General features: G+C 60.8%; 9 protein-coding genes. All 9 read left to right on the top strand.

Features of this window, described 5'->3' with window-relative positions:
* Window positions 1-80: 80 nt before the first annotated feature.
* On the top strand, window positions 81-362 hold the full coding sequence (locus CAG02_RS00645; protein WP_041478733.1) for a peptidylprolyl isomerase: 282 nt from the start codon (window positions 81-83) through the stop codon (window positions 360-362).
* Between the two features lie 135 nt (window positions 363-497).
* Window positions 498-2,366, top strand: a complete 1,869-nt coding sequence (locus tag CAG02_RS00640; protein ID WP_085710057.1) for an extracellular solute-binding protein — start codon at window positions 498-500, stop codon at window positions 2,364-2,366.
* Window positions 2,366-3,427, top strand: a complete 1,062-nt coding sequence (locus CAG02_RS00635) for a microcin C ABC transporter permease YejB (protein WP_085710058.1) — start codon at window positions 2,366-2,368, stop codon at window positions 3,425-3,427. Before CAG02_RS00640 ends, CAG02_RS00635 begins: the two co-directional genes overlap by 1 nt.
* Window positions 3,427-4,449: an ABC transporter permease gene (locus CAG02_RS00630; protein WP_085710059.1), complete on the top strand. Its 1,023-nt coding sequence runs from the start codon at window positions 3,427-3,429 to the stop codon at window positions 4,447-4,449. Before CAG02_RS00635 ends, CAG02_RS00630 begins: the two co-directional genes overlap by 1 nt.
* 13 nt (window positions 4,450-4,462) lie before the next feature.
* Complete coding sequence (locus CAG02_RS00625; RefSeq protein ID WP_085710060.1) at window positions 4,463-6,037, top strand: ABC transporter ATP-binding protein; 1,575 nt, start codon at window positions 4,463-4,465, stop codon at window positions 6,035-6,037.
* A 40-nt stretch (window positions 6,038-6,077) separates the two neighbouring features.
* Window positions 6,078-7,493 carry a sigma-54-dependent Fis family transcriptional regulator gene (locus CAG02_RS00620; protein WP_085710061.1) on the top strand — a complete coding sequence of 472 codons (1,416 nt, stop codon included), beginning with the start codon at window positions 6,078-6,080 and terminating at the stop codon, window positions 7,491-7,493.
* Between the two features lie 274 nt (window positions 7,494-7,767).
* Window positions 7,768-9,159, top strand: coding sequence for a GntP family permease (locus CAG02_RS00615; RefSeq protein ID WP_007952055.1), 1,392 nt, complete (start codon window positions 7,768-7,770; stop codon window positions 9,157-9,159).
* A 7-nt stretch (window positions 9,160-9,166) separates the two neighbouring features.
* Window positions 9,167-9,940 (top strand): 3-hydroxybutyrate dehydrogenase, encoded by a 774-nt coding sequence (hbdH, locus tag CAG02_RS00610; protein WP_085710062.1) that lies wholly within the window; start codon window positions 9,167-9,169, stop codon window positions 9,938-9,940.
* A gap of 63 nt (window positions 9,941-10,003) precedes the next feature.
* Complete coding sequence (locus CAG02_RS00605; RefSeq protein WP_085710063.1) at window positions 10,004-11,959, top strand: acetoacetate--CoA ligase; 1,956 nt, start codon at window positions 10,004-10,006, stop codon at window positions 11,957-11,959.
* Window positions 11,960-11,986 lie beyond the last annotated feature (27 nt).

The raw sequence follows: 11,986 nt of genomic DNA, 5'->3' as shown, positions 1-11,986 counted from the left end.
CCGAACGGAACTTTGCCGAGAAATCGGCCACTGAATCCGGTAGGCTCCACCCTTTACTGATTTGATTGGAGATTTTCCTCATGGCCAAAGCCACTGCCCGCCACATCCTGGTTTCCAGCGAAGACAAGTGCAACGAACTCAAGGCCCAGATCGAAGCCGGCGCCGATTTTGCTGAAGTCGCCAAAGCCAACTCCACCTGCCCGTCCAGCCGTCAGGGCGGCGATCTGGGCTCGTTCGGCCCGGGCCAGATGGTCAAGGAATTCGATACCGTAGTGTTCAGCGCACCGATCAACGTCGTGCAAGGCCCGGTCAAGACTCAGTTCGGCTATCACCTGCTGGAAGTCACCAGCCGTCAGGACTGATCCTTCGTCCCTTGCGCTGTGTAACGGCCCGCCAGATGGCGGGCCGTTGTGTTTTGGTTACACCACGCGGCTGGCGAACAGTGTCGGGCTCGCGTACAACTTGCGCTTATCGATCATCCGGCTCTAAGGCTGACAATGCGACTGGCTTTTTCCACTTTGATGTTCACTGCCGTGGCTCTGCTGATGGGCGCCGCCGGTGTGAGCGCTGCACCGCAACATGCATTGACCGTTTACGGCGAACCGGCGAAGTACCCGGCCGATTTCAGTCACTTCGACTACACCAATCCTCAAGCGCCCAAGGGCGGAACGATGCGCCGTTCGGCGATCGAGATCGGTCACTTCGACCATGTCCTGCCCTACATTGACAAAGGCATCGGTGTCACCCAGATCGACGGCCTGCTGTATTCTCCTCTGGCCCAGCGCTCGATGGACGAGCCTTACACCGTCTACGGGCTGGTGGCACAGAAGATGGAGCGCTCCGAAGACGGTCTGTCCCTGCGTTTCTTCATCAACCCCAAGGCACGCTTCGCCGACGGCAAGCCAATCACCGCCGAAGACGTGCGCTACACCTACGATCTGTTGATGACCCAAGGCAGCCTACGTTATCGAACCCAGTTCGCCGACGTCAAAGGCGTCGAAGTCGAAGCGCCGCTGACCGTGCGTTTCGATTTCAAAAGCAATGAAAACCGCACACTGCCACTGGACATCGCGACCCTGCCGGTGTTTCCCGAGCATTGGTGGAAGACCCGGGATTTCGCTGGCGGGGGCGGCTATGAACCTCCGCTTGGCAGCGGCCCGTACCGGGTCGGCAAGGTCGATTCCGGACGCAGCATTACCTTCGAACGCAATCCCGACTGGTGGGGCAAAGACTTGCCGGTCAGTCGCGGGCTCTACAACTTCGACCATTTCAGCATCGAGTACTTCGGCGACACCGATGTCGCCCGTCAGGTATTGCGCGGCGGCGCCTATGACTACAACCGCGAATTTTCCGCTACCGGCTACTCGATCGGCTACGACAGCCCGGCCCTGAGCGACGGGCGCCTGCAGAAAGCTCACCTGGCAACCGAAGCACCGCAATCGGCACAAGGCTTCGTGTTCAACCTGCAAAAACCGATGTTTCAGGATCGCCGCGTACGCCAGGCACTGGCCATGCTCTGGGATTTCGAATGGAGCAATCGGCAGATGATGCGCAACATGTACATCCGCCAGCAAAGTTACTTTTCCAACAGCGCCCTCGCCGCCCGTGAACTGCCGGACGCTGCCGAACTGAAGATTCTTGAACCGTTGCGCGGGCAGATACCCGACGAGGTTTTCACCCAGGTCTTCGAGGCGCCGAAAACCGATGGCAGCGGACTGATACGTGACAAACAGTTGCAAGCACTGGAACTGCTGGAACAGGCCGGCTGGAAACCCGATGGCGACCAATTGGTCAACGCACAGGGCGAACCGTTGAGCTTCACCTTCCTGGTCAGCCAGAACGGCATGGACCGGCTGCTGCTGCCCTACAAGCGCACGCTGAAACAGATCGGCATCAACCTCGACATCCGCCGCATCGACTCTTCGCAGTACGTCAATCGCCTGATGAGCCGCGACTACGACATGATTGTCACCGGTTACCCGGTCACCACGTCGCCCGGCGGTGAGCTGCTCAATTACTTCGGCTCCGCGTCGGCCAACGATCCCGGCGCCAACAATTACATGGTGCTGAAGAACCCGGCGGTAGACACCTTGATCAACGGCCTTATCCGCGCCTCGACCCAGGCCGACATGCTGCATTACGCCCATGCGCTGGACCGGGTGCTGCAATGGAACTACTACTGGATTCCCAACTATTACCCACCGGGCACATCGACCGTGTGGTGGAACCGCTTCGGCATCCCCACCGTGCAGGCGAGCAATGACGAAGCGATCGAAAGCTGGTGGGAAATCAGCAGCACGCCGCTGACCAACCAGCAAATGACGGCCGAGAAAATCAGCCGTGGCAGACCCGGAGGGCCGCACTGATGTGGGCTTACATATTGCGGCGTCTGCTGCTGATCATCCCGACGCTGGTGATCATTCTGCTGGTCAACTTCGTGATTATTCAGGCCGCTCCGGGCGGCCCGGTGGAACAGGCCATCGCCCATCTGCAAGGGATCGGCGGCGCCAGTGTCGGTGGCGGCGCAAGCGAGACCATGAGCAGCACCTCCCGCGCCAGCCGTGGCCTCGACCCGCAACTGATCAAGGACATCGAAAAACAGTACGGTTTCGACAAGCCGGCCCATGAACGCCTGTGGCTGATGCTCAAGAACTACGCGCAACTGGATTTCGGCAAGAGCTTCTTCCGCGGCGCCACGGTCACCGACCTGATCCTGCAAAAGATGCCGGTGACCATTTCCCTCGGGCTGTGGGCGACGCTGATCACCTATCTGGTGTCGATCCCGCTGGGCATCCGCAAAGCCGTGCATCACGGCAGTCATTTCGATATCTGGAGCAGTACGGCAATCATCATCGGTTACGCGATGCCGGCGTTCCTGTTCGCGATGTTTCTGATCGTTGTGTTCGCCGGCGGCACATCGCTGAACTGGTTTCCGGTGCGCGGCCTGGTCTCGGACAACTTCGAATCATTGTCGACTCTTGGCAAGATTGCCGACTATTTCTGGCACCTTGTTCTGCCGGTGACTGCGCTGGTGATCGGCGGCTTCGCGACCCTGACCATCCTCACCAAGAACTCGTTCCTCAATGAAATCACCCGTCAGTACGTGGTCACCGCTCGCGCCAAGGGCCTGAGCGAACGCCGGGTGCTGTATGGCCACGTGTTCCGCAACGCGATGTTGCTGGTGGTGTCGGGCATCCCACAGGCCTTCATCAGCGTGTTCTTCGCCGGCTCGCTGCTGATCGAGGTGATCTTCTCCCTCGACGGTCTGGGGCGCATGAGCTACGAAGCAGCCGTGTCCCGAGACTACCCGGTGGTGTTCGGCTCGCTGTTCATCTTCACCCTGTTCGGCCTCCTGATAAAACTGATCGGCGACCTGTGCTACACGCTGGTCGATCCGCGTATCGACTTCGCCGCGAGGAACGCCTGATGTTCAAGCTCTCGCCTCTGGGCCGTCGCCGTTTCGAACGATTCAAGAAAAACCGTCGGGGCTGGTGGTCGTTGTGGTTGTTCATTGGCCTGTTCGTGATCAGCCTCGGTGGCGAGCTGATCGCCAACGACAAGCCGCTGATGGTCAGCTATCAGGGTCAATGGTACTTCCCGGTGTTCAAGCGTCACACCGAACAGGAATTCGGCGGGCAGTTGCCGTTCCAGGCCGATTACCGCAGCGACTATGTGCAGAACCTGATCCGCAAGGACGGTGGCTGGCTGCTGTTTCCACCGATCCCGTTCAGTGACGACACACCGAACTACGACCTCAACAAACCGGCGCCAAGTCCACCGACTTCGGTCAACTGGCTGGGCACCGACGACCAGGCGCGGGACGTGCTGGCACGGGTGATCTTCGGTGCGCGGGTGTCGATCCTGTTCGCCCTGATGCTGACCTTCGTCAGTGCCCTGATCGGCATCGCGGCCGGCGCCCTGCAAGGCTACTACGGTGGCTGGGTCGACTTGATGGGTCAGCGTCTGCTCGAAGTCTGGTCGGGGCTACCGGTGCTGTATCTGCTGATCATTCTTTCGGGGTTCGTCGAGCCGAACTTCTGGTGGCTGCTGGGGATCATGGCGCTGTTTTCATGGCTGGCGCTGGTGGACGTGGTACGGGCCGAGTTCCTGCGCGGGCGCAACCTGGAATACGTCAAGGCTGCGCGGGCCCTGGGCCTGAGCGACCGCAAGGTGATCTTCCGGCACATCCTGCCCAACGCCATGAATGCCACACTGAGTTACCTGCCGTTCATTCTGACCGGGGCGATTTCCACCCTGACGGCGCTGGATTTCCTGGGTTTCGGCATGCCGGCGGGCAGCGCTTCCCTGGGCGAGTTGATCGGCCAGGGCAAGCAGAACCTGCAAGCACCGTGGCTGGGATTGACGGCGTTTTTCACCCTCGCGCTGATTCTGTCCCTGCTGGTATTCATTGGCGAAGCATTGCGCGACGCCTTTGACCCGCGCTCATGAACGGATCCTTGAAATGACTGACAACCTGATCGAAATCCGTGACCTCAGCGTCGCCTTCCATGGCCAGACCGTGGTGCGCAATCTGTGCCTGGACATCCGCCCCGGCGAGTGCCTGGCGCTGGTGGGCGAGTCGGGCTCGGGCAAATCGGTGACGGCCCACTCGATCCTGCAACTGCTCCCCGACAACGAAGCCCAGACCACCGGCAGCATTCGCTATCGCGGCCAGGAGCTGGTCGGTGCCGATCCCAAGACCTTGCGCGACCTGCGGGGCAACCGCATCGCCATGATCTTCCAGGAGCCGATGACCTCGCTCAATCCGCTGCACACAATCGAAAAGCAGATCGGCGAGACCCTGCTCCTGCATCGAGGCATGGGCGGCAAAGAAGCACAGAAACGCATTCTTGAACTGCTTGAACTGGTGGGCATCCAGAAACCGAAAGAACGACTGAAGGCTTACCCCCATCAGTTGTCCGGCGGCCAGCGCCAGCGGGTCATGATCGCCATGGCCCTGGCCTGCGAACCGGAACTGTTGATCGCCGATGAACCCACCACGGCCCTCGACGTCACCGTGCAACGCAAGATCCTGGTGCTGCTCAAATCCCTGCAACAACGTCTCGGCATGTCGCTGCTGCTGATCAGCCATGATCTCAATCTGGTTCGCAGCGTTGCCCAGCGGGTGTGCGTGATGAAGGCCGGGGAAATTGTCGAGCAGGCACCTTGCGAAACCCTGTTCACAGAGCCAAAACACCCTTACAGCTGCGTGTTGCTCAATGCCGAACCCGAAGGCGAAGCATTGCCCCGGGACGAGCGTGAAAACGTGCTGGAAGTCGAAGACCTGCGGGTGGATTTCGTCGTTGGCGGCGGACTGTTCCAGCGCAAGCAATACTTGCGTGCCGTGGACGGCATCAGCCTGAACATCCAGCGCGGCAAGACCCTGGGCATCGTCGGCGAGTCTGGCTCGGGCAAGTCAACGCTGGGTCAGGCGATCCTGCGTCTGCTCGATTCCGAAGGCAGCATTCGCTTTCAGGGCGAGTCCCTCGATGGCCTTAACCAGAAACAGCTGCGACCGTGGCGTCGGCAGATGCAAGTGGTGTTTCAGGACCCGTTCGGCAGCCTCAGCCCGCGCATGTCGGTGGCGCAGATCATCAGTGAGGGGCTGGAGGTGCATTGCCAGTCCACGGCTGACGAGTGTGACGACCAGGTAATCCGGGTACTCAAGGAAGTCGGCCTCGACCCCGAAAGCCGTCACCGCTACCCCCACGAATTTTCCGGCGGTCAGCGTCAGCGCATCGCCATTGCCCGGGCACTGGTACTGAAACCGGCGCTGATCCTGCTCGACGAGCCGACTTCGGCGCTGGACCGCACCGTGCAGAAACAAGTGGTCGCCCTGCTCCGCCAGCTTCAGGAAAAACACGGCCTGACGTATCTGTTCATCAGTCACGATCTGGCGGTGGTAAGGGCACTGGCCCACGACATGATCGTGATCAAGGACGGCAAAGTGGTCGAACGCGGTGCCAGCCATGACGTGTTCGACTCACCGCAGCACCCCTATACCAAAGAGCTGTTGGCCGCGGCTCATCCGGGATAGGCATAATCGCGCCACCTGACTTCCGCCAATGGATGCCGCCATGAACACCACCGAAAGCCTCAAGGATTACCAGCGGGTTCGCACCCTGGCGATCCGTTCGTTGTTCGAGATCATCGAGCAATCCAGTGAAGGCACGGTGATTGTCGACCGCGATGCGAACATCGTCTGGATGAACGAGCGTTACGCCCGGCGCTTCGGGCTAGACTCCGCCGCCGGGGCCATCGGCAAGCCCTGCGAAAGCGTGATTCCGGGCAGCCTGTTGCGTGAAGTGGTGCGCACCGGGCGACCGATTCTGCTGGACATGCAGGACACCCCGAAAGAACCGCTGGTGGTGATGCGCCTGCCGATCCACGACGACGCCGGATCGGTAATCGGCGCCATCGGTTTTGCCCTGTTCGACGAATTGCGCACACTGTCGCCGATGCTCAAGCGCTACCTGAGCATGCAGGAGGAACTGGCCTCGACCCGTTCGCTGTTGCGCGCACGCCAGACCAAATACAACTTCGCCCACTTCATCGGTACCAGCGCTGCGAGCCTGGAAGTCAAGCGCCGTGCCCGGCGCAGCGCCAGCGCCGAGTCACCGGTTCTGCTGCTCGGCGAGACCGGCAGCGGCAAGGAGTTGCTGGCCCAGGCCATCCACGGCGCTTCGCCCCGGGCGCACAAAGCGTTTGTCAGCATCAACAGCGCGGCGATTCCCGAAGCGCTGCTCGAAGCCGAGTTTTTCGGCACCGCGCCCGGCGCCTTTACCGGCGCTGATCGCAAGGGACGCACCGGCAAGTTACAGATCGCTCAGGGCGGGACACTGTTTCTCGATGAGATCGGCGACATGCCGTTGCCGCTGCAAAGCAAATTGCTGCGGGTGCTTCAGGAGAAAGAGTTCGAACCGGTCGGCTCCAATGACGTGATCCAGAGTGATGTGCGGGTCATTGCCGCGACTTCGACGGATCTGGAGGCAGCGATCAAGCGTGGTGAGTTCCGCGCGGATTTGTACTACCGGCTTAACGTGCTGCCGATTCAGGTACCGCCGCTGCGTGAACGGCTGGACGATCTGCCGGCCCTCAGTGAAGCGATTCTTGAAGAGTTGCGCAGTCAGCATGAACTCAATCGCGAAGCGCTGGAATTGCTGGGGCAGCATGCCTGGCCGGGAAACATTCGCGAGTTGCGCAATGTGCTGGAGCGTGCGGCGCTGCTCAGTGATGACTTGATACTGACGGCGAACGACATTCGTTCTGCGATCGGTACGTTTACACCCGTTGAGCGCGCACTGCCGCCCCTGTCACAGCCTGTAACCCATGAGACCTTCAGTCAGGCGCGGGAGCGTTTTGACCGGCAGTTGATTCAATCGACCCTCGCGCAATGCGGGGGCAAGGTGATTGAGGCGGCTGAGCGATTGGGGCTTGGGCGGTCGACGTTGTACAAGAAAATGATTGCGCTCGGAATTGCAGAGTCTCAATAGAGAGACATCATTCTCAAAATCAAGACTACATCAGAAACGTCGCGAGCAAGCCCGCTCCCACAGCGGAATGCGCTCAACTGTGGGAGCGGGCTTGCCCGTGAAAGCGCCCTCCCGGCCATCGAAGTCTCTAAATGGAGACAGAATCTCGAAAAACATCATCCAAAATCAAACTAATTCCATATATTTCAATAGCTTAGCCATCTGGCACAGTTCTCGCTAAAGCCCCTTGCAGCACCCGTTCCACCCACAAAAATAACAATCGAAGGAGCACACCATGAGTGTGATCATCGCCTTGGCAGCTCTCGCGCTGCTGATGCTCGCGGCCTACCGTGGCTACAGCGTCATCCTTTTTGCCCCGATCGCCGCCCTCGGCGCCGTCCTGCTCACCGACCCGTCTGCCGTCGCCCCTGCCTTCACCGGGGTGTTCATGGAGAAGATGGTCGGTTTCATTAAATTGTATTTCCCTGTGTTCCTGCTCGGCGCCGTGTTCGGCAAGCTGATCGAGCTGTCGGGTTTCTCGCGTTCGATTGTTGCAGCCGCGATTCGACTGCTCGGCACCCGCCAGGCAATGCTGGTGATCGTGCTGGTCTGCGCCCTGCTCACCTACGGCGGCGTTTCGCTGTTCGTGGTGGTGTTTGCGGTCTATCCGTTCGCGGCGGAAATGTTCCGCCAGAGCAACATCCCCAAGCGCCTGATCCCGGCGACCATCGCCCTCGGCGCGTTCTCGTTCACCATGGACGCCTTGCCCGGCACGCCACAGATCCAGAACATCATCCCCAGCACCTTTTTCAATACCACCGCGTGGGCGGCGCCGTGGCTGGGTGTGATCGGCACAATCTTCGTGTTCTGCGCCGGCATGCTGTTCCTGCAGCGCCAGCGCAACAAGGCTCAACGTGCCGGTGAAGGCTACGGCACCGAACTGCGCAACGAACCGGAAACCGCCGAAGACCTGAAATTGCCCAACCCGTGGATCGCCCTGTCGCCGCTGCTGGCGGTGGGCATCATGAACCTGCTGTTCACCCAGTGGATTCCGCAGTGGTACGGCAAGACTCACAGCCTCGCGCTGCCGGGCATGGCTGCGCCGGTCACTACCGAAATCGCAAAGTTGACGGCGATCTGGGCAGTGCAGGCTGCTTTGCTGGTGGGCATCCTGATGGTACTGGCATTCGGTTTTAAAGCGATCAAAAGCAAGCTCGCCGAGGGCAGCAAAAGCGCGGTCAGCGGCGCACTGCTGGCAGCGATGAACACCGCGTCAGAATACGGATTCGGTGCGGTCATCGCCTCGCTGCCGGGTTTTCTGGTGCTGGCCGACTGGCTCAAGAGCATTCCCAATCCGCTGGTCAACGAAGCGATCACCGTGACCCTGCTGGCCGGCATCACCGGCTCCGCCTCGGGCGGCATGAGCATCGCGCTCGCTGCGATGTCCGAACAGTTCATCAGCGCCGCCCACGCCGCCAACATTCCGCTGGAAGTGCTGCACCGGGTGGCGGCGATGGCCAGCGGCGGCATGGACACCCTGCCGCATAACGGCGCAGTGATCACGTTGCTGGCCGTCACCGGCCTGACTCACCGTGAGGCCTACAAGGACATTTTCTGTATTACGCTGATCAAGACCCTGGCGGTTTTCGTGGTAATCGGCACTTTCTACGCCACTGGCATTGTGTGAGGTATTCATGACGACTCTTACTGGCAAGACCGCACTGGTCACCGGCTCCACCAGCGGCATCGGACTGGGCATTGCGCTGACGCTGGCCAAGGCCGGCGCCAACCTGATCCTCAACGGTTTTGGCGATGCATCGAAAGTGATTGCCGAAGTCGAGCAGTACGGCGGCAAGGTCGGCCATCACCCGGCAGACGTCAGCAGCCCCGAGCAGATCGCCGACATGATCGCCTACGCCGAGCGCGAGTTCGGCGGCGTGGACATTCTGGTCAATAACGCCGGTATCCAGCATGTCGCGGCGGTTGAAGAGTTTCCGGTGGAGCGCTGGGATTCGATCATCGCCATCAACCTGTCGTCAGTGTTTCACAGCACCCGGCTGAGCCTGCCGGGCATGCGCGCCAAAGGCTGGGGGCGGATCGTCAACATTGCCTCGGTGCATGGTCTGGTCGGTTCAACCGGCAAAGCGGCGTATGTGGCGGCCAAGCATGGTGTGATCGGCCTGACCAAAGTGGTCGGCCTGGAAACCGCCGCCAGCAACGTCACCTGCAACGCCATCTGCCCGGGCTGGGTGCTGACGCCGCTGGTGCAGAAGCAGATCGATGATCGCGCGGCCAAGGGTGTTGATCCGCAACAGGCGCAACACGACCTGCTGGCCGAAAAACAGCCATCACTGGAATTCGTCACGCCGGCACACCTGGGTGAACTGGTGCTGTTTCTGTGCAGCGAGGCCGGCAGTCAGGTACGAGGCGCCGCGTGGAATATCGATGGCGGGTGGCTCGCGCAGTAAGCGTGCAACTGATCGCTCCCACACTGTCGTGGGAGCCTTCTGACAAACAATAAGAGGCAAACCATGTCCGACATCCTCTGGCAGCCCGATGCCAAACGCATTGCCCGGTCCCGCATGGACGGCTTTCGGCGCTTCATCATTCAGCGCCATCACGTGCACCTCGATGACTACCCTGCCCTGCACCAATGGTCCATCGACCATCGTGAGGCCTTCTGGCAGGCGATCGTGGATTTCTTCGGTATCAGCTTTCACACCCAGCCCGATGCGGTCCTGCGCGAAGGCTTGAAAATGCCCGGTGCCGAATGGTTTCCCGGCGCTACGTTGAACTTCGCCGAACACCTGTTGAGTCGACGGGACGATGCCGTCGCTGTGATCGCCATCGCGGAAAACGGTCAGCGTGAACTCTTGACCTGGGCCGAACTGGCCCGGCAAGTCGCCGGATTCCAGGCCAGCCTGCAAGCGGCCGGCGTGGTGCTCGGCGACCGGGTCGCAGCCTGCATGCCCAACACCTGGCAAACCCTGGTGGCGATGCTCGCGACCACCAGTCTCGGGGCGATCTGGTCCTGTTCCTCGCCGGACTTCGGCACCCACGGCGTGATCGACCGTTTTGGCCAGATCGAACCGAAAGTGCTGATCACTTGCGCCGGCTACCGTTACGCCGGCAAGGAGATCGACCAGACCGTCAAGGTCAACGAAATCCTCGAACAGCTGCCGACCTTGCAACAGCTGATCATCGTGCCGTACGCACGCCCTCACGCCCATGCCACGGATTACCGGACACCCGCCAACGTCACGTTGTGGGACGACTTCTATGAACCCGGCGATGAGCCGCAGTTTGTCCCGGTGCCGTTCGACCATCCGCTGTACGTGCTGTATTCCAGCGGCACCACCGGCGTGCCGAAGTGCATCGTTCACAGCACCGGTGGCGTGTTGCTGCAACACGTCAAGGAGCACGGTTTGCATGTGGATCTGGGCCCCGGCGACCGATTGTTTTACTACACCACCTGCGGCTGGATGATGTGGAACTGGCTTGTGTCGGCGCTGGCGGTCGGCAGCGCGGTGGTGCTGTACGACGGTTCACCGTTCTATCCGGACAAGCAGCGATTGCTGGAGCTGCTCGACGACGAGCAGGTCAGCGTGTTCGGCACCAGCCCGAAGTTCCTCGCGACCCTGGAAAGCAGCGGCATCAAGCCCCGTGAAAGCCATGACCTGAGCCACCTGAAAACCTTGCTCTGCACCGGCTCTGCGCTATCGCCGCAGAGTTACGACTTCGTCTATCGCGACTTCAAACCGGACGTCTGCCTGTCCTCAATGTCTGGCGGTACGGACATCGTGTCCTGCTTCGTCAACGGCAACCCGATGTCGGCAGTTCGCCGGGGCGAAATCATGGGCAAGAGCCTGGCCATGGCGGTTGAAGTATGGAACGACGCCGGGCAACCGGTGATTGGTGAGAAAGGCGAACTGGTGTGTACCCGGCCGTTTCCGGCCATGCCCATCGGACTCTGGAACGACCCCGATGGCCAGAAGCTGCGCAAATCCTATTTCAGCCTGTTTCCTGGCGTCTGGGCCCAGGGCGATTACGCCGAAGAGTTGCCCCACGGCGGGATGTTGATTCACGGGCGCTCCGACGCCGTGCTCAACCCCGGAGGCGTGCGCATCGGTACAGCGGAAATCTATCGGCAGGTGGAGAAAGTCCCGCAAGTGCTGGACAGCGTCGCCATCGGCCAGCAATGGCAGGACGACGTGCGCGTCGTACTGTTCGTGCGCCTCAAGGAAGGCGTAACGCTGGATGACGCTCTGCAACAGCAGATCCGCCAGGTGATCCGCGCCAACACCACACCGCGCCATGTACCGGCGAAGATCGTCGCGGTCACGGACATTCCGCGCACCATCAGCGGCAAAGTGGTCGAGCTGGCCGTGCGCAATGTGGTGCATGGCGAAAAGGTGAAGAACACCGATGCCTTGGCCAACCCTGAAGCGCTCGAACAATTTCGCGATCGGCCAGAGCTGGACCACTGAACCCGCGCACCTGTGCAAAGTGCACGG

This window comes from Pseudomonas sp. R43(2017) (genome assembly GCF_002112345.1).
Classification (GTDB): domain Bacteria; phylum Pseudomonadota; class Gammaproteobacteria; order Pseudomonadales; family Pseudomonadaceae; genus Aquipseudomonas; species Aquipseudomonas kribbensis.
This window is presented reverse-complemented; position numbering and strand designations above follow the sequence as displayed.